An 18,500-nucleotide genomic window follows, 5' to 3' on the forward strand; every position below is an offset into this window, starting at 1 on the left:
CACCTTCGGCCCCCCGCCCGGATCACCGGCACCCGGTGACCGCTGCACCCGCCTTCGCCGGTGCCGTACGGACGTGATCGGTACGGCACCGGCCCCCGGCCCGCGACGCGGCCGGTCCTCCTCGCTCTTCTCCCCGCTCTCCCGCCCGGAAGGTTCCTTCGCCATGCCCTCCCGCACCTCCACCGTCCGCCGCCGTACCCTCGCCCTCTCCCTCGCGACCTGCTCCGCGATCGTCGCGCTCGGCGGCGCGGCCGGAAGCTCCCACGCCGCCTCGGTCAGTACGTGGGAGAAGCTCGCCGAATGCGAGAGCGGCGGCAACTGGTCGATCAACACCGGCAACGGCTACTACGGCGGCCTCCAGTTCAGCCTCGCCACCTGGCAGTCGATCGGCGGAACGCAATACGCCGCCTACCCGCACCAGGCGACGAAGAACGAGCAGATCCTGATGGGCGAGAAGCTCCTCGACGCCGCGGGCGAGAACCAGTGGCCCGTCTGCGGCCCTCAGGTGGGACTCGGTTCCGACCCCGCCGACCCGTTCCCCGTGGACGTACCCCCGGCCGCGGTGTACACGCAGACGGCGGCGGCGGACTTCAACGGTGACGGCGAGGCGGACATCATCGCCCGCGACGCCTCCGCGACGCTGAAGATCTGGACCCACAACCCGGGCGGCTACTTCAACTCCCCGGTCAACGTCACCGCGGGCTGGAACTTCACCCAGACCGCCGCCGCCGACTTCAACGGCGACGCGAAGGCCGACATCATCGCCAAGGACGCCAACGGCAACCTCAAGATGTGGACCGGCCGCGGCAACGGCACCTTCCACACCGCCGTCAACGTCACCGCCGGCTGGAACTTCACCCAGACCGCCGCCGCCGACTTCGACGGCAACGGCAAGACCGACCTCATCGCCAAGGACACCGACGGCAACCTCAAGATCTGGGCCGGCCGAGGCGACGGCACCTTCAACGCCCCCGCCCACCTCTCCGCCGGCTGGAACTTCACCCAGACCGCCGCCGCCGACTTCAACGAAGACGGCCAGGCCGACATCATCGCCAAGGACACCAACGGCAACCTCAAGATGTGGACCCACAACCCCGGCGGCTACTTCAACGCCCCCGTCCACGTCACCGCAGGCTGGAACTACTCCCAGACCACCGCCGCCGACTTCGACGGAAACGGCAAGGCCGACCTCATCGCCCGCAACGACACCACCGGCGACCTCACCATCTGGGCCGGCCACGGCGACACCACCTTCGGCACCGCCGCCAAGCTCACCGGCGGCTGGTAACCACCAGACTGGTGGCAGCGTTCGACGACATCGACCAGACCAGGAAAGGCAGTTCTCCATGCCCCGCACCGCATTCGGGTCCGCCAGGACGAGAGTCGTGGCGGCCGCCCTCGTCCTCGGGCTGGCCACCACCGGGCTCGCGGCCATACCCGTGGCCGCCGCCGAGACCACCACCTACCCCACGTTCGGCAGCGCGTTCAACAACGCGGGTATCGCCACGCAGGCCAACCCGGGCGTGGCGAACCTCGACGGCAGCGGCGACAGCCTGTCGGCCGACGCGCTCAGCGCCGCCGGGTGGGCGCGGGGAGCGCGCGTCACGGTCAACGGCACCACCTACACGCTCCCCGACGTGGCGCCCGGCCAGCCGGACAACATCGTCGCCGACGGCCAGCGGGTCCCGGTGGCCGGTGCCGGCAACGCCCTCGGCCTCCTGCTCACGGCCACCGGGGGCACGGTGACCGGGTCCGGCACGGTGCACTACAGCGACGGCAGCACCTCGGCGTACACGCTCGACGGCGTCGGCGACTGGGAGGCGGGGAACACCCTCGCCGCGGCCGTCGTCCTCGACCGCTCGGCGCGCGGCACCACCCCCGTGAAGCTGTTCGCGGTCACCGTCCCCCTCACCGCGGGCAAGACGGTCGCCTCGGTCACCCTGCCCGCCGCGTCCTCGGGCGGCCGGCGCCTCCACGTCTTCTCCATGGCGGTGCGCAGCACCCCGGCCGCGCCCGGCGGGGCCTCCTGGACCGGTAGTTGGGCCGCCTCCATCGGCAACGCGGCGTCCACCTCCATGGATGGGGGATATCCCGACTGGACGAACCAGACCCTCCGGATGGTCGTCAACCCGCACACCAGCGGCAGTACGGTCCGCCTGCGGTTCGCCAACACGTTCTCTCCCGACCCGCTGAAGCTCGGTCACGTCACGGTCGCCACGCAGTCCGCCGGGGGAACCGCCACGCAGACCCCGGTCACCGTGACGTTCGGCGGCAGCCAGCAGGCCACCCTTCCGGCCGGCGGCGAGATCGTCAGCGATCCGGTCGCCTTCCCTGTCACCGCCGGGAAGAACCTGCTGGTCAGCTACTACCTGCCGGGTACGGTGAAGTTCTTCGCCCACCACGCCTACACCAAGGCCACCTCGTACTCCACCGTCTGGAAGGGCGGCGACCGGACGACCTCCGTGGATCAGAACGCCTTCCCGAACGACGGCATCGAATTCTGGGGCGTGGTCAGCGGTGTCGACGTGGCCACGAGCGGAAACCCGGGAACCGTCGTCGCCCTCGGAGATTCCCAGACCGACGCCGGCCACAGCAGCCTGAACGCGAACAAGCGCTACCCCGACTTCTACGCGGCCTTCCTCAAGGAGAAGGGCGACGGCAGGGGGGTCCTCAACGCCGGCCTCAGCGGCAACCGCATTGCCAGGGACGTCACTGGGGGTCAGGGACCCGGCGCGGTCACCCGCCTCGACCGCGACGTCTTCTCCCAGCCCAACGTCCGTGAGGTCGTTCTCTACGAGGGCGTGAACGACATCACCGACGGCGCGTCGGCGGCAACGGTCACTCACGCCATCCGGACGATCGCGTCCCAGGCCCGTGCACGAGGGGTCCGGATCACCGTCGCCACCATCCCCGGCTTCTCCGGCTACACCTCGGCCGCCTCGACCTTCCGCGTCAAGGATGCCGTCCGGCAGGCGGTGAACGACTACATCCGCACCACGAGCGACATCGACGACTACATCGACTTCGACGTCGCCACCAAGGACCTCGACGACCCCTACGCCCTTCGGCCTTCGGTCGCGAGCCCGGACAAGCTGCACTTCGACGACGCCGGCACGGAGCTCCTCGCCCGCACGCTGGCCGACCGCACCCCTCGGGCGTCGCTCCCCATGGGAGAGACCACGGCAGCCGACTTCAACGGCGACTCGATCTCCGACCTCATGGCCCGGCACGACCCGACGGGCACCCTGAAGATCTGGTTCGGCCGCGGGGACGGCACCTTCGCCGCGGCGCAGGACCGCACCGGCGGCTGGCAGAACTACTCCCAGACCGTCGCCGGGGACTTCACCGGCGACGGCAAGGCCGACATCATGGCCCGCTACCAAGGCCCTGCCGACGAGAGCATCCCCCACAACACGCTCCGCCTGTGGGTCAACCAGGGTGACGGCTATTTCCACGCCCCGACGAACGTGACCGGTGGCTGGAACTTCACCCAGACCACCGCGGCCGACTTCGACGGCAACGGCAGGACCGACCTCATCGCCAGGGACCCCGACGGCAACCTCAAGATCTGGGCCGGCCGAGGCAATGGCACCTTCAACGCCCCGGCGCACCTCACCGCCGGCTGGGACTTCACCCAGACCATCGCAGCCGACTTCAACGAGGACGGGCGGGCCGACATCATCGCCCGCGACCCCTCCAACGACTCGCTCAAGATGTGGACCCACAACGCGGGCGGCTACTTCAACGCCCCCGTCCACGTCACCTGGGGCTGGACCTTCTCCCAGACCACCGCGGCCGGCGACATCGACGGCGACGGCAAGGCGGACCTGCTCGCCCGGGACAACGCCACGGGAAAGCTGAAGGCCTGGTCGGGCCGGGGCGACACCACGTTCGGTGCGGCCCGGGACGTGACGGGCGGCTGGTGACCCCGAGGCGGGGCGTGCGCCACTCCGTCCACTCGTGAACGAAGCCCCAGGTCGTCTCGTCGGCCTGGGGCTTCTCGGCGCCCGACCCCGCCCGTACCTCGCGGCGGGCGGTCCGTACGTCGCACGGTCCGTCCGTCAGGCGGAGCGCCGGTTGCCCCGCGCGTCGCAGGGCAGGTCGGCCGCTGTGTGGCGGGTCAGGAAGTCGCGGGTGGCCTGCCGTTCGGCCTCGGCGATGGCGGTGGACTTCACGCTGATGACGCCGCCGAAGGGACGGTCGACATCGCGGATGATGCACAGTGCGGCGGTGAGGAGCGCGGTGATGACGGTGAGGGTGATGATCTGCCCGCGGTTGTTGCGGCGGGGCAGACAGACGCCGAGGGCCACCACCGTGATGACCAGCGTCACCAGCAGGAACCAGAGGATCACACCGGGAATGCTCGCGGTCGCCTGGGTGAGCCGCTCCTCGCGCTCCTCCGAGCGCTTGTTGTCGGCGGCCACCAGCATGCCGAAGGCGGGCTTGCCGTCCAACTCGCGGAAGACCCGGCGGAAGTCGGTGGACCAGACGCTCGGGGCCGCCGAGCCCTTGCCGTCGGCCATGGCGGGCCATTCCTGCTCGCGTACGGCACGGGTGTAGCAGACGGCGTCCGCCTGGACCTCGGCTCTCTGCGCGTCGGGCGCGTATTCGGCGGCCTCGACGAGCTGGTCGACGGCTCGGGCCTCGCCGCGAGAGGCGACCTCGGCCTTGCCGTAGGAACCGTTGGCGGTGACGAGGACGAACGCGAGCAGGAGCACGGTCAGGGTCAGCAGGGGGCCGACCAAGTCCTTGACGGCCATGCCCGAGTCGTCGTCCTCGCTGATGAGACGGGGCCGCAGGAAGCGGTTGGCGGCGAGGCCCGCGAGCAGGGCCAGTGCGGCGACGACGATGACGAGGACCACGGACGGTCACCTCCGGGTGGAAGGGGAGAGCCCAGGACGTGGGCGCGCCGGGATCCCTGCCTCGCCTCGGCGGCCTCCGGAACAGCGGAAACGTCTCCTCGCCTTCGAACGGGCGACGTCCTTGCGCCGGAGGGCCCCGTGTTCCCCCTCGGCACCCGCGCGGTACTCCCCCGGATGTCGCCCGCCGGAAACCCCGCGTCCGCCCCCGCGGCGGAGTAGGCTGCGAGTACCGGGAGTAACTCGAACACCCGCTCCCACGCGGACGTCGTTTCCGGCGATCAAGACACCTGGGCCGCCCTGCAGGGCGGCCCGGAGACGGGTCCGCGATCATGACCGCCACCCTCGCACCCCCGCTGTCGGCACGCCTGTCGCTGACGCCGAAGACCTCCCTCACCGGCCTGCTGGACGGCGCCTGGTGGCCCCGTTCACGCGACCTCGCGACCGAGCTTCCCTTGCTGGTCGACGCGCTGGAGGCGCGCTTCGGACGCATCACGCGTGTCACGGTGAACCCCACTCGTTGGCCCGTCGTCCCGCACAAGGTCCCCGCCACAGGGCACCTCGTGCACGTCGGCTGGTTCACCGAGCAGGACCCCGACAAGGTCATCCTGCTCTCCTACACCGTCGGCCGCTGCGACCTGCTGGTGATCCCGCCCGAGACCGAACCCGCCGCCGCGGCCCGCCTCATGACCGTCGCCGCCGTCCCCGGCGGCGCCCTCCCCGCCGGTGTGCTGATGTCCGACGAAGGAACCACCGGACGCCGTATGCGGGAGGCCCGAAGCCGTGAGGACGCCTGGGAGACCGACGGCGGATCGGCACCGCCGCCCCTCCGGCACCCCCTCGTCGGTGCGCGGATGATCTCCGTGCCGGGCGTCACGGGGAGGTGACGACATGGAGGTCCTGATCACGCTCGCGGCCGGCGCCCTCCTGATCGTGCTCGGCATGACCCTGATCCACCGGCTCAACGCCCAGCACACGGCCCGCATCGCGGCCTACCGCTTCAGCACCCCGTACCCCGCCCTCGCCCGTCCGCCCGGCCGGGGCCACCAGGAGCAGCAAGGGCGGACTCCCGGCCACCGGCGCACCGGCACCTGGCCCTGATCCCGACAGACCACTCCTCCGACCGAAGGCCGCGGGTGGGGCACCCGACACCCGGGACAACCCACCCGCCGGCCTCTCGCTTCGCCCCGAAGGGGACACATGCAGCACGCATTCGAGAACCAGGACGCGGTCGGGAACGAGACCCCGCCGGCGGCGGGGCACGCCGAGATCCGGATCGTCGCCGCCACCCCCGAGGCCGCCCGCGCGGTCGCCGAAGTGATCCGGCTCTCCTTCGCCGGGACGGAGCAGCGCAGTTACCCCGTTCCCGACGGCGGCACCCGGCTCCATCTCACCGTGGACACCGGGTCCGCCGCCGCGTCCGGGCTCTCCTGGCTCACCACCAGCGAGGCGTCCGCCCTCACCGGCACCCACGTCGACGAGGTCTGAGCCGGAAGGCCGGACGCCGAGACGTCGGACGCCGGGCGTCAGATGCGGGCGAAGTCCCGTGTCTGCTGGGCGAACTCGTGGGTCATGGCGGCGCTGACGGTGGGTTTGGTGTCGCCGATGGTGTCCAGGTAGTCGTCGGTGGTGGGGCGGGCCCGGGTGCCGGTGTCGAAGGTGCGCTCGAACTGGAGCTGGGAGACCGTACGGGCCACATGGGCGATGTCGGCGGGGGTGAATCCCTCACTGGCGGACGCCAGCGCCCCGCTGTCGGCCTCCGCCCCCGCCCGGTCCAGGTAGCTCTCCCACAGCGCGGTCCTGGCGCGGTGATCGGGAGGACCGATGGGCAGGACGTAGTCGAAACGGCCGTGCCGCAGGAACGCGGGGTCGAGCGTGGTCACGTTGTTCGTGGCGCACACGAGCAGCCGCCCCTCCTGGCCGCGGAACCGGACGATCGCCTTGAGCAGTTCGTTGACGACGCCGACCGCGGTCGCGTCCGCACCGCTGCGTGTCCCGGCGACCTCCTCGACCTCGTCGATGAAGACCAGCGCGTGATCGAGCTGGGCGATCTCGTCGAAGCGCCGGTTCAGCCCGTTCGCCAGCCCGTACTCGGCGGCCAGACGGGCGGGGAACAGTTCGAGGAAGGGCCATCCCAGGCGGCTCGCGATCGCGTGCGCGAACGTGCTCTTCCCGGTCCCCGGCGGACCGAAGAGCATCACCGCGCGCGGCGGCTCCACTCCGTGCTGGCCGGCGAGTTCCGGGTGGGCGAGCGGCAGGACCAGACGTCGTTCGATGAGGCGCTTCTCCCGCTGCATGCCCGCGACCTTCTGCCACAGCCCGCCGGGCGGCAGCTCCGCCCCGATCGAGGCGAGCATGCCGACCTCCTGAGCGGTCACCGGCCCGCGCTTCTCGAAGAAGACCAGGTCCGGGCGGTCGCCGAAGCCGCAGTTGCGCAGGGCGGCGGCACCCGTCCCGCCCTCGGGCAGAGCCGCGTGCACCGTCCGGACGCCACCGGCGAACAGCCGGTGCTCCAGAGCCGTGATCAGGTTGCTGCCCAGTCCCCTGCGCCGCCAGGCGGGCGCCATGCAGATCCGCAGGATCCACGCCCTGTCACCCTCCACGCGGCTCACCGCCGCGCCGACCACCACCTCGTCCGCCGTGGCCACCACCGCCGGGTGGAGGGCCTGGAGGGCCGCCACGGTGTCCGAGAGGGGGAAGAGCGGCGGCTCCTCGGCCGTACCGCTCTCCGCGTCGAGTCGGACCAGCGCTTCGAGATCGTCCTGGGCGTAGTCCCTGACCCGCCAACCCGTCATGATCAGCTCCGCGTGTTCGGCCGTACTCCCATCATCGGCCGAGGTGCGCGCGATGCGCGCGGGGGGCGGCTCAGCCCCGCTGCCGCGGGACCCTGGGCGGGCCCGCGGCGGCGCCACGCGAGAGAAGGCGACCGGGCCGGCGTGAGGGGCGGGGCGGCCTGTTCGTCAGCTTTGTGGCGGGTAGCGCCACGTACGGGTGATTACCGACCGTAAAACCGCTTCCGGGCGTTCCGGGCCCCGGCGACCCGCCAGAGTTACTCCATGATCATCGAGCCGGCGCAGAGCCCTCTCCCCTCCGACGAGCCCCACGACCCGCCGTCCCCCTCGCCCTTGCCCGGGCCGTCCCGCCGCACCCTGATCGCCGGGGCGGGCGCCGTCGCCGGGGCGGGGGTCGTGCCCGTCGCCGTCGGCGCCTTCGGCGGGGCCGAGGCCGTCGCGGCGCCCGTCGCGGCGGGGACGGACTGGGCCGCCTGCCTGACGGTCGCCCGGGCCATCCTCGTACGGGACGAGGAGGACGAGCCGCTGGTACCCCGTTACGCGGACATCCTGCTGCGGGACGGGCTGCCCCGGGGCCGGAACCGCAGGAACGTGCTGGTCGTCGGAGCCGGGCCCGCCGGGCTCACCGCCGCCCACCTCCTGCGCGAGGCCGGGCACCGCGTCACCGTCATCGAGGCCAACGGCAACCGCGTCGGCGGGCGGATCAAGACGTTCCGGGCGGGCGGGCACGAGCAGGCCGCACCGCCCTTCGCCGACCCCAAGCAGTACGCCGAGGCCGGCGCGATGCGGATCCCCGACAGCCACCCCCTGGTCACCGGGCTCATCGACAGCCTCGGGCTCAAGCGGCGGCGCTTCCACCTCGTCGACGTCGACGCGACCGGCCGCCCCGCGTACCGCACCTGGATCCTCGTCAACGGCATCCGCGTCCGCCGCGCCGACTACGCCGCCGCCCCGCAGGCCGTCAACCGTTCCTTCGGCGTGCCCGCGCGCTACGAGTCCGTCCCCGCATCGCGGATCGTGCGCGAGGCCTTCGCCCCCGTACGGGCGGAGATCGAGGGCAGGCAGGGCAAGGCGCTCGTCGAGGGCTGGGCCCGCGTCGTCCAGCGGTACGGCCACATGTCCATGTACCGCTATCTGACCGACGAGGCGAAGCTCGACGAGCGGACGGTCGACCTCGTCGGGACCGTCGAGAACCTGACCTCCCGTCTCCATCTCGCCTTCATCCACAGCTTCATCGGCGCCTCCCTGATCAGCCCGGACACCGCCTTCTTCGAACTCCCCGACGGCACGGGCACCCTGGTCGACGCGCTCTACGAGCGGGTGGAGGACCTCGTGCGGCTCGACCGGCGCGCCACCCGGATCACCCACGGGAACGGCGAGGTCACCGTCGACACCGTCTCGGAGGGCCGCGGCCGCCGCGGAGTCGAGCGGGAGACGTTCACCGGCGACACGGCGATCATCACCGTCCCCTTCTCCGGTCTCCGCCACATCCCCGTCACCCCCGCCCTCTCCTACGGCAAGCGGCGGGCCGTCACCGAGCTCCACTACGACGCCGCCACCAAGGTGCTCCTCGAGTTCAGCCGCCGCTGGTGGGAGTTCGACGAGGCCGACTGGAAGCGCGAGCTGGAGGCCGTACGGCCCGGGCTGCACCGCGCGTACCGGCTCGGCCGGACCCCGCACGACGGCAGTCTGCTGGGCGCCCACCCCTCCGTCCCCCGGGGTCACGTCTCCGCCGGGCAGCGCGCCCACTACGCCGCCTGCCGCCACGTCGCCCGCGACCAGCCCGAGGCGGCCCGCGTCGTCGGCGGGGGTTCGGCCACCGACAACCCCAACCGCTTCATGTTCCAGCCGTCCTACCCCGTCGAGGGCAGCCCGGGCGGGGTCGTGCTCGCCTCCTACAGCTGGTCCGACGACGCTCTGAAGTGGGACGCCTTCGACGACGAGGAGCGCTATCCGCGCGCGCTCGCCGGGCTGCAGGAGGTGTACGGGCAGCGGATCGAGGTGTTCTACACCGGCGTCGGCCGCACCCAGTCCTGGATGCGCGACCCGTACGCCTACGGCGAGGCCTCCGTCCTCTTCCCCGGCCAGCACACCGAGCTGTTCCCGCACATCCGCACGCCCGAGGGCAGCCTGCACTTCGCCGGCTGCCACACGTCGATCAAGCCCGCGTGGATCGAGGGCGCGCTGGAGTCGGCGGTCCGGGCCGCCCTGGAGGTCCACCTGGGGGGTTGACCGGGGCGGCCTCGAGCGCGGTGCGGCGGGGCGCCGGTGCGCGCGGGTGGCCGTGAGGGCGCCCGTGCCACCCGTCCGGGGCAAGGCGCGACGGGCTCGGGTGCCGGGACGGCGGCGGCGTGGTGTGCTGGCCGTGGGCAGAGGCCGCCACGGGGCGGCGGGGGGCGGCCCCCGCATCCGTACGAGGAGGGTCCACCCATGGCGATCCTGATCCATGCCGTACTCCCCGGTGTGACGACCGAGCAGTACGACGCCTTCAGCGCGAAGCTCCAGGAGGTGCCCGGCATCTTCCGGGGCTGCCTCTCCCACACCTGCGTGTCGACCGACGGCGGCCTGGAGGTCTTCGACCTGTGGGAGTCGGAAGCCGACATGGACCGGTTCGGCGAACGGATGACGCCCATCGCCCAGAGCATGGGCTTCGCCCAGGACGCCGGGCGGCCGAAGGTCCTGCGGGTTCACCGCTACATGCTTCCCGGTGCCGGTACACAATGAAGGTGTGGCCTATGTGGCGGTGACGGCACTCAGCCACGACGGGCTGGTGCGCGAGCACAACGAGGACAGCCTGGCCGTGGGTCCGTGGATCCTGTGCGGAACCGTCACCGAGACGCCGCAGACCTTCGTCTTCCCGCTCGGCAGGCCGCTCGTCGTCGCGGTCGCCGACGGGCTCGGCGGGCAGCCCGCCGGCGAGGTGGCCAGTGCCCTGGTCGTGCGGCGGCTCTCGTGGCTCGGGCCCTCGCTGGACGGGGAGGAAGCCGTCCGCGACGCGGTGGAGCTGTGCAACCGCGCGGTGTACGAGGCCGCCGGCGACGATCCGGCGCTCTCCACCATGGGGACCACCGTCGCCGGCGTCGTCGTGCTCGGTGACGCCCTGCTGTCCTTCAACGTCGGCGACAGCAAGGTGTACGACGCCACCGGGGACGCCTTGCGCCAGGTCAGCGTGGACGACAGCCCGCCGCCGGCGCCCGGGCACCGGACCACCTCCGTGGTGACGCAGACCCTCGGCGGCAGCCCGGACCTCACCGCCGTCACCCCGCACGTCTCGTCCGCCCCGCTGGCCGTCGGGCACCGGCGCCTGGTGTGCAGCGACGGCCTGACCGATCCCGTACCGGACGACGAGATCGCCGCCCTGCTGCGCGTGCACGACGACGGCCGGGCCGCCTTCGAGCTGTGGAAGGCCGCCATCGACGCCGGAGGTCCCGACAACATCACGCTCGCGCTGGTACGCGTCGGGGAGTAGGCGCGCGGCGCACGGGGGCGCGTCAAGGGGGCCACCCCGCGCGCTCGCCCCGACGGGTCCAGCCGCCGCCGGCTCGTGGACGCCTTCCCGGCCGCGATGCGCGGCTCCTCCTCATCACGGAGATCGACATCGTCGCCGATCCGGAGCGCCCGCCCTCGCTGGACATCGCGGTGGCCGACGGCTGACGCCGTGACGGATACCTCAACCCGCGTGCGCGCACAGTCGGATGAGCACATGGACGTATCGGCCGGAACGCTGCATTCCAGGCGGTAGGATCCGCGCCAATCGACGCGAAGCCGGTCTCATCAGCTGAGATCCGCCGGCAGTTCCGGGCAATCGCCGCGCCGTACAGAACCACGACCCTGATTTTCGCATCTTCCTCATCGCCGCATTCACCGTTTCCACACAGGGGGACCACTCGATGAACGTCCCGCGCACACCGAGGGTCTCCCTCGTCGTGCCCGTCTACAACGCCATGCCGTACCTGGAGCAGACGCTGGCCTCGGTCGCCCAGCAGACCATCGGCATGGACGCCTTCGAGATCGTGGCCGTGGACGACGGCAGCACGGACGGCAGCGGTGAGGTCCTGGACCGGTGGGCGGAGAAGTACCCGTGGCGGATGAAGGTCATCCACCAGGAGGCTTCCGGCGGGCCGAGCCGGCCGCGGAACGTGGGGCTCGACCACGCGGAGGGAACGTACGTCTTCTTCCTCGACGGTGACGACTGCCTGGGGCCCGAGGCCCTGGAGCGGCTCGTGGCGATGGCCGAGAAGAACGACTCGGACGTCGTCCTGGCGAAGCTGGTCGGCGTGGGGCGGCGCGTGCCCAAGCAGGTCTTCGCCAAGAACGTCGACAAGGCCGACCTGTCGAAGGGCGACATCTACTACACCCTCATGCCGTTCAAGCTGTTCCGGCGCGGACTCCTCGAGAAGCACGGCCTCCGGTTCCCGGAGCACATGCGCATCAGCGAGGACCAGCACTTCGTCGCGCGCGCCTATCTGCACAGCAAGGTGATCTCCGTCGTCGGCGACTACACCTGCTACTACGTCGTCAAGCGCGGCGACGACGGCAACATCACCGCGGACGGCATCGACCTCGACGTCTCCCTGCGCCAGGCGGCCGAGATGGTCGAGATGGTCACCGGCATGACCGAACCCGGTCCGCTGCGCGACCACTTGGTCTGCCGCCATGTGCGGGTGGAGATGCTGCGCCGGTTCGACGCCCGGTTCGTCGCCGCCGACGAGGCCGAGCGGGCGGCCCTGGTCGAGCTGGCCAGGCCGTACGCACAGCAGTGGGTCACTCCGGCGGTCCTGGCGAAGCTGAGCGTCGCCGAGCGGCTGGTCGCGCACTGCCTGCGCGAGGGGCTCGTCGAGGAGCTGGCCGACGTGGTCGCCTGGGACCTCGCGGGCCGCCCGGGCAAGGCACGGGTCCGCGACGGCAGGGTGTACGCGGCCCCGCCGTTCCCCTCGGCCGACTCCGCCGAGTACGAGCGGCTCTGCGACATCACCGCCGTCACGGTCGGCGCCAGTCCGCGCCGCTGGGTGGACCGCCTCGCCTGGAAGGGGACGGTCCTCGAACTCTCCGGCTACGCCTACGTCGACCAGGTGGACACCGACGACCTGACGACCGACGTGGTGCTCCGCGACGCGCGCGGCGGCCGGGAGTTCTCCGTGCGCGCCGAGCAGGTGCCCTCGCCCCACCTGACCGTCAGCCGCGGCAAGGAGACGTACGACTACGGCCGGGCCTGCTTCCGGGCCGTGGTCGACCTGGCCACCGTCGCCGACGGCGGCGCGCTCCCGAACGGCGACTGGCGCATCTCGCTGCGCTGCACCGCTCAGGGGGTGAGCGCGGAGGGCGGACTCGGCGCGGCGCTCGGCGGCCGGATCTCGCGCCGGGCGGACGAGCACGCGCTGTCCCTCCCGGGACCGGGCAAGCAGCTGCGCACCGGACGGGTCGGTCCGCGCGGCGGGGAGCTGGTCCTGCGGCTCAAGGCGGCGCCGTCGGCGCTGTCCGCCTACGCTGTCAGCATCGGCTGGAAGGCCGCCCGGGTGGTACGCGCCCGGGTCGACTGGCAGTAGCACCGCGGGAGAACGGGGCGGGGGAACGATGCGAGAGCCGTCGGGCCGGTCGGACGTGAGGCGGTCGACGTGAGGCTGCGCTGTGCCGTGCTCGACGACTACCAGGGCGTCGCGCTCGCCTCGGCCGACTGGAGTCCGCTCGAGGGCCGCCTGGACGTGCGCGTCCTGCGCGAGCACCTGACCGACCGGGACGCCCTCGTCGCCGCCCTGGAGGACTGCGAGATCGTCGTCGTCATGCGGGAGCGCACGCCGCTCGACGCCGGGCTGCTCGACCGCCTGCCCCGGCTGCGGCTGGTCGTCACCTCCGGGATGCGCAACGCCTCCATCGACCTGGCCGCCGCGGCCCGGCTCGGGATCACGGTCTGCGGCACGGCCAGCGGCCCGGAGCCGCCCGCCGAGCTGACGTGGGCGCTGATCCTCGGCCTGGCCCGGCAGGTGCGCACCGAGGCGCAGGCGCTGCGCGACGGCGGACCCTGGCAGTCCACCGTCGGCATGGACCTCGCCGGGCGCACCCTGGGCGTCGTCGGGCTGGGCCGGATCGGCGGCCGGGTCGCGCGCGTCGGTCTCGCCTTCGGCATGGACGTCGTCGCCTGGAGCCCGCACCTGACGGGGGAGCGGGCCGCCGAGCACGGGGTCCGTCTGGCGGCCGGCAAGGAGGAGCTGCTGCGGGTGGCGGACGTCGTCTCCCTGCACATGGTCCTCTCGGAGCGCACCCGCGGCCTGATCGGGGAGCGCGAGCTGCGGGCGATGCGCCCCTCCGCGTATCTGGTCAACACCTCGCGCGCCGGTCTCGTCGACGGCGGGGCGCTGCTGCGGGCCCTGCGGGAGGGCCGGATCGCGGGGGCCGGCCTCGACGTCTTCGACACCGAACCGCTCCCGCACGACGATCCCCTGCGCGCGCTGCCGAACGTCCTGGCGCTGCCGCACCTGGGGTACGTGACGGAGGCGAACTACGCGCGGTTCTACGGCGGCGCGGTCGAGGACATCGAGGCGTATCTGGCGGGGTCACCGGTACGCGTCCTGGGGTGACGGGCACGCGGCGGGACGCGGGCGGAGGGGGAGGCGGTGGGCCCCCGGGGCGGCCCGCGCGCGGCCCGCGAGGCTCAGGAGGCCGTGAGGCTGGTGCGGACCAGGGCCAGGACGTCCTCGTCCGACAGGCCCAGCTCCCTGGCCTCGGCCACCACGGCGCGGACCCGGCCGACCAGGCGTGCCCGGTCCGGGACGGCCGCCCCCGGGACGATGACCGCGCCCCGGCCGCGGCGGAGTTCGATCAGCCCCTCCTCGCGCAGCCGCTGGTAGCCCCGCAGGACCGTGTGGACGTTGACGCCCAGGGAGTCGGCGAGCTCCCGGGCCGCCGGGAGGCGTTCGCCGGCCGTGGCCGAGCCGTCGGCGAGGGCGCCCCGGACGCAGGCGGCGATCTGGTCGCCCAGGGGGACGGCGGATGCGGGGTCGACCCGGAAGAGCATGGTCAGACCCTCCCACGGCGCTCGACCAGCGTGTTCAACAGGGCCGCCGCCGTGGCCGCGTCGGGCACGGTGACCGCGAACTCCCGGCCGCCCTCGCGGCGGACCACCAGCGCCTCGCCCGACCGCAGGACCAGGCCGGTGCGGTGGGCACGGACGCGGTAACCCCAGCCGCCGAACTCGCGCACCGCGTCGACGTCCCGGGCGACGGCCCCCTCGACGCCCTCCAGGGGGACGCCGACGCGGGGCCAGGGCGCGAGGGCGGGGCGGACGGTCACGCCGCGCCGGTCGACGGTGACCCGGACCCGAGCCAGGAGCAGGACCAGGAGGCCGGGGGCGAGCAGGGCGAGGCCGAGCCACCGCGGTGCCGGGTACGCCCCGGCGAGGCCGACCAGCCCGGCTGCCGCGGACACGGCGCCCACGACCGTCAGGGAGCGCGAGTCCGTCGCGCGGGACCAGCCGGCGACCTCGCTCGCGCCGAGCGGCAGCCGTGGCCCGTCCGCGCCGCCCGCCCCCGGCCGCGCGGGCTCCCGCGGTACGCACCGGGTGAGGGCCAGGCCCGCGAGGGCCGTGAGGGCGGCCGCCCCGGCCGCGACCATGAGGCTCACCAGCGGCGAGACGACCTGGCCCGCGTCGGTGGCGTCGAGGTTGTCCCGCAGGAGCAGGGCGAAGAGGGCCGTGGTGAAGCCGGCGGTCGCCCACGCCCCCCAGAGCGTGCCGCGGCGTGTCAAGAGCGTCCAGCCGGTCCCGGCGACGAGGAGCAGGCCGCAGCTGACGAGGACGAAGCCCGTCAGGCCGATCAGGCCGTCGGCGCGGCCGCCGTCGGCGGCGGAGAAGTGGGTGGCCAGCGGGTCGGGCAGCCGGTCGCTCCAGAGCGCGAGGAGGGTGAGGTGGAGGACGAGCGCGAGGAGGAACGGGAGTGCGGTGAGCACCCTGAGTCGGGTCGGGCCACGGTTCATCGGAGAGCCTCCCTCTGGACTGATTGTTTGTACTCTACTAGAACAAGTGGTTTTACGGCGAGGTCAGGGCGGGGTGACGCCTCGCGCCCGCCCCGCCCCACCGGGCCGGCCGGCCCCGGAGTCCGGCGGCGCGCGGGCGCGGCGGGTGACCGTGCGGCGGGGTTGTGGGACCGTGGAGACATGGCCGTACCCGTGATCCTCGACTGCGATCCCGGACACGACGACGCGTTCAACATCCTGCTGGCCGCGGCCCATCCGGCGATCGACCTGCTGGCCATCACCACCGTCGCGGGCAACCAGACGGTCGAGAGCACCACCCTGAACGCGCGCCGGGTCTGCACCGTCGCCGGGATCGAGGGGGTGCCCATCGCGCCCGGCCGGGACCGGCCGCTGCACGGCGCTCCCTTGGCCGGCGAGAACATCCACGGCGACTCCGGCCTCGACGGGCCCGGCTTCGGCGACGACGAGCCCCGGGTGCCGCGGGACCCCCGCGACGCGCTCACGCTCGTCCGGGACATCCTGCGCACGCACCCCGCACCGGTGACCCTCGTGGCGACCGGGCCGCTGTCGAACGTCGCGACCCTCCTGCTCGCGCACCCGGAGCTGAGCCACCGGATCGAGCGGATCGTGCTCATGGGCGGATCGACCGGGCGCGGCAACACCACCCCGGCGGCGGAGTTCAACATCCTCTGCGACCCGGAGGCGGCGGACATCGTCTTCAGCTGCGGGCGTCCGGTGACGATGTTCGGCCTCAACGCCACCCACCAGGTGCGCGCGACCCCCGAGATCGTGTCGCGCATCGCGTCGCTGGGCACCCCGCTCGCCCGGCTCTGCGTCGAGCTGCTGACCTACTTCGCCGGGACCTACCGCGAGGTGTACGGCTTCGAGACCCCGCCCCTGCACGACCCGCTGACCGTGGCGCATCTGATCGACCCGTCGCTGATCAGCCTGGTCCGGGCGCCCGTGACGGTCGAGCTGGCGGGGGCCCACACCCGCGGCGCGACCCTCGTGGACCTCGACGGGGTGACGGGGCGGCCCGCCAACGCGGAGGTGGGGATGGAGGTCGACGTCCCGGGGTTCTGGGACCTGATGATCGAGGCCGTGCGGGTCCTGGGCGACCGCTGAGAGACCGCCGCGACCCGCCCGACGGGGCTCCGGACCCGAGACGAGACGCAACGTCTTGCGAAAAAGCGCGTACTGACCTAGAGTCGGGGCATCGACAAGACGATACGTCTCGTCTTGATCAGGCCTCGCCGTCGAACGAAGGAATCGCCCTTGTTCCGTGTCCTCCTCACCGACGTCGTCAAGCGCTACGACGACCGGCTCGTCCTCGACCGGGTCTCCCTCTCCGTCCGCGCCGGCGAACGCGTCGGCGTCGTCGGCGACAACGGCTCCGGGAAGTCCACCCTCCTGCGGCTCCTCGCCGGCCTGGAGACCCCCGACAACGGCACCGTCGCCGTCGAGTCCCCCGGTGGCACCGGACACCTCGCCCAGACCCTGGACCTGCCCGGCACCGCACGCGTCGGCGACGCGGTCGGCCTCGCGCTCGCCGGCGTACGGGACCTGGAGCGCCGGATCAGGACGGCCGAGGCCGCCCTGGCGCGCACGGGCGACCTCGACGGGTACGCGGAGCTGCTCGCCGCCTACGAGGCGCGCGGCGGCCGGGACGCCGACCGGCGGGTCGAGACGACGCTCCGGCAGCTCGGGGAATCCGCCCCGCTCGACCGCGAACGCCGGCTCGCCACCCTCTCCGGCGGGCAGCGCTCACGGCTCGCGCTCGCCGCGACGCTCGCCGCCGACCCCGAACTGCTGCTGCTCGACGAGCCGACCAACGACCTCGACGACGAGGCCGTCGCCTGGCTGGAGGAGCGGCTGCGCGCCCACCGGGGCACGGTCGTCGCCGTCACCCACGACCGGGTCTTCCTCGACCGGGTCACCACGACCGTCCTGGAGGTCGACCACGAGCGGCGTCGCCTGCGGCGGTACGGCAACGGCTACACCGGCTACCTGGCCGGCCGGGCCGCCGAACGGGCGCGCTGGGAGAAGGAGTACGAGGACTGGCGGGCCGAGCTGGCGCGCCACTCGGCGCTCGCGGACACCCACATCGACCGCTTCTCCGCGATCCCGCGCAAGGCACCGGCCTCCTTCAGCGGAGCGGGGGCTTTCCGGGCCCGGTCACGGGCGCACGGTGCGATGAGCCGCATCCGCGCGGCGCGGGAACGGCTCCAGCGGCTCACCGACCACCCGGTGGCCGCGCCTCCGGAGCCGCTGCGCTTCACGGCGCGGGTGGAGGGGGAGGCGGCGGCGGTCGACCTGACCGGCGTACGGGTGGAGGGGCGCCTGCGCCTGGACTCCCTGCACCTGGACGCCGGGGAACGGCTGCTCGTCACCGGACCGAACGGCGCGGGCAAGACCACGCTGCTCCGGCTCCTCGCGGGCGAACTCCTCCCGGACGGCGGGTCGGTGACGGCCCCGCGCCGGGTCGGCATGCTGCGCCAGGACCCGCCCGACGTGCCCGACGCCCCCCGCACGGTGGCGGAGTCCTTCGGCGCGGACCGTGCCGAGGAACTGCTCGCCCTGGGGCTCTTCACGGCGAAGGACCTCACCACCGAGGTCCGGCACCTGTCGGCCGGCGGGCGCCGCCGTCTGGAACTCGCCCACCTGGTCACCCGCCCGGCGGACCTGCTCCTCCTCGACGAACCGACCAACCACCTCTCCCCCGGCCTGGTGGAGGAGCTCGACGCGGCCCTGGCCGTGTACCCGGGCACGCTGGTGATCGTCACCCACGACCGCCGCCTCCGGGAGGGTTTCCGGGGGCGGCGTCTGGAACTGACGCCGTGGGCCGCCGCCCGGTGTCCGGCGTGAGCGGCGGCCCGGGACG

General features: G+C 73.1%; 16 protein-coding genes. 12 read left to right on the forward strand and 4 right to left on the reverse strand.

Features of this window, described 5'->3' with window-relative positions; translation table 11 throughout:
• Positions 1-163: 163 nt before the first annotated feature.
• Together AB0K65_RS01190 and AB0K65_RS01195 are read left to right on the forward strand one after the other, a co-directional pair.
• Positions 164-1,288: an FG-GAP-like repeat-containing protein gene (locus tag AB0K65_RS01190; protein WP_365713016.1), complete on the forward strand. Its 1,125-nt coding sequence runs from the start codon at positions 164-166 to the stop codon at positions 1,286-1,288.
• Positions 1,289-1,346: 58 nt separating this feature from the next.
• Positions 1,347-3,926, forward strand: a complete 2,580-nt coding sequence (locus tag AB0K65_RS01195) for an FG-GAP-like repeat-containing protein (protein WP_365713018.1) — start codon at positions 1,347-1,349, stop codon at positions 3,924-3,926.
• A 135-nt stretch (positions 3,927-4,061) separates the two neighbouring features.
• Here AB0K65_RS01195 and AB0K65_RS01200 read toward each other — a convergent pair whose 3' ends face one another.
• Positions 4,062-4,862 carry a hypothetical protein gene (locus tag AB0K65_RS01200; protein WP_365713020.1) on the reverse strand — a complete coding sequence of 267 codons (801 nt, stop codon included), beginning with the start codon at positions 4,860-4,862 and terminating at the stop codon, positions 4,062-4,064.
• 329 nt (positions 4,863-5,191) lie between these two features.
• Here AB0K65_RS01200 and AB0K65_RS01205 point away from each other — a divergent pair, with 329 nt between their 5' ends.
• From AB0K65_RS01205 to AB0K65_RS01215, 3 genes are all read left to right on the forward strand, one after another.
• Positions 5,192-5,746: a DUF5994 family protein gene (locus AB0K65_RS01205; protein WP_365713022.1), complete on the forward strand. Its 555-nt coding sequence runs from the start codon at positions 5,192-5,194 to the stop codon at positions 5,744-5,746.
• Positions 5,747-5,750: 4 nt separating this feature from the next.
• Positions 5,751-5,960 (forward strand): hypothetical protein, encoded by a 210-nt coding sequence (locus tag AB0K65_RS01210; RefSeq protein WP_365713024.1) that lies wholly within the window; start codon positions 5,751-5,753, stop codon positions 5,958-5,960.
• A gap of 99 nt (positions 5,961-6,059) precedes the next feature.
• The gene (locus tag AB0K65_RS01215; RefSeq protein ID WP_365713026.1) at positions 6,060-6,347 is read left to right on the forward strand and encodes a hypothetical protein; all 288 of its coding nucleotides are present in this window, start codon (positions 6,060-6,062) and stop codon (positions 6,345-6,347) included.
• A gap of 38 nt (positions 6,348-6,385) precedes the next feature.
• Here the strand turns inward: AB0K65_RS01215 and AB0K65_RS01220 are convergent, their stop codons facing one another.
• The gene (locus AB0K65_RS01220) at positions 6,386-7,654 is read right to left on the reverse strand and encodes a bifunctional GNAT family N-acetyltransferase/ATP-binding protein (protein ID WP_365713028.1); all 1,269 of its coding nucleotides are present in this window, start codon (positions 7,652-7,654) and stop codon (positions 6,386-6,388) included.
• A 261-nt stretch (positions 7,655-7,915) separates the two neighbouring features.
• Between AB0K65_RS01220 and AB0K65_RS01225 the strand changes: the two genes are divergently transcribed.
• From AB0K65_RS01225 to AB0K65_RS01245, 5 genes are all read left to right on the forward strand, one after another.
• Positions 7,916-9,883, forward strand: a complete 1,968-nt coding sequence (locus AB0K65_RS01225) for an FAD-dependent oxidoreductase (protein ID WP_365713030.1) — start codon at positions 7,916-7,918, stop codon at positions 9,881-9,883.
• A gap of 198 nt (positions 9,884-10,081) precedes the next feature.
• Positions 10,082-10,375 (forward strand): hypothetical protein, encoded by a 294-nt coding sequence (locus AB0K65_RS01230; protein ID WP_365713032.1) that lies wholly within the window; start codon positions 10,082-10,084, stop codon positions 10,373-10,375.
• A 4-nt stretch (positions 10,376-10,379) separates the two neighbouring features.
• On the forward strand, positions 10,380-11,120 hold the full coding sequence (locus AB0K65_RS01235) for a protein phosphatase 2C domain-containing protein (protein ID WP_365713034.1): 741 nt from the start codon (positions 10,380-10,382) through the stop codon (positions 11,118-11,120).
• 421 nt (positions 11,121-11,541) lie between these two features.
• Positions 11,542-13,197, forward strand: coding sequence for a glycosyltransferase (locus tag AB0K65_RS01240; protein ID WP_365713036.1), 1,656 nt, complete (start codon positions 11,542-11,544; stop codon positions 13,195-13,197).
• 69 nt (positions 13,198-13,266) lie between these two features.
• Positions 13,267-14,226, forward strand: coding sequence for a D-2-hydroxyacid dehydrogenase family protein (locus tag AB0K65_RS01245; RefSeq protein WP_365713038.1), 960 nt, complete (start codon positions 13,267-13,269; stop codon positions 14,224-14,226).
• 74 nt (positions 14,227-14,300) lie between these two features.
• Here the strand turns inward: AB0K65_RS01245 and AB0K65_RS01250 are convergent, their stop codons facing one another.
• Together AB0K65_RS01250 and AB0K65_RS01255 are read right to left on the reverse strand one after the other, a co-directional pair.
• Positions 14,301-14,663: a GntR family transcriptional regulator gene (locus AB0K65_RS01250; RefSeq protein WP_365713040.1), complete on the reverse strand. Its 363-nt coding sequence runs from the start codon at positions 14,661-14,663 to the stop codon at positions 14,301-14,303.
• Positions 14,664-14,665: 2 nt separating this feature from the next.
• Positions 14,666-15,619, reverse strand: coding sequence for a hypothetical protein (locus tag AB0K65_RS01255; RefSeq protein WP_365713042.1), 954 nt, complete (start codon positions 15,617-15,619; stop codon positions 14,666-14,668).
• A gap of 180 nt (positions 15,620-15,799) precedes the next feature.
• Here AB0K65_RS01255 and AB0K65_RS01260 point away from each other — a divergent pair, with 180 nt between their 5' ends.
• Entirely contained in the window at positions 15,800-16,744 is a 945-nt protein-coding gene (locus AB0K65_RS01260) for a nucleoside hydrolase (RefSeq protein ID WP_365713044.1), read from the forward strand.
• Between the two features lie 150 nt (positions 16,745-16,894).
• Positions 16,895-18,484 carry a ribosomal protection-like ABC-F family protein gene (gene abc-f, locus AB0K65_RS01265; RefSeq protein ID WP_365713046.1) on the forward strand — a complete coding sequence of 530 codons (1,590 nt, stop codon included), beginning with the start codon at positions 16,895-16,897 and terminating at the stop codon, positions 18,482-18,484.
• Positions 18,485-18,500: the final 16 nt, after the last annotated feature.

Source organism: Streptomyces sp. NPDC053755, from assembly GCF_040677675.1.
Classification (GTDB): domain Bacteria; phylum Actinomycetota; class Actinomycetes; order Streptomycetales; family Streptomycetaceae; genus Streptomyces.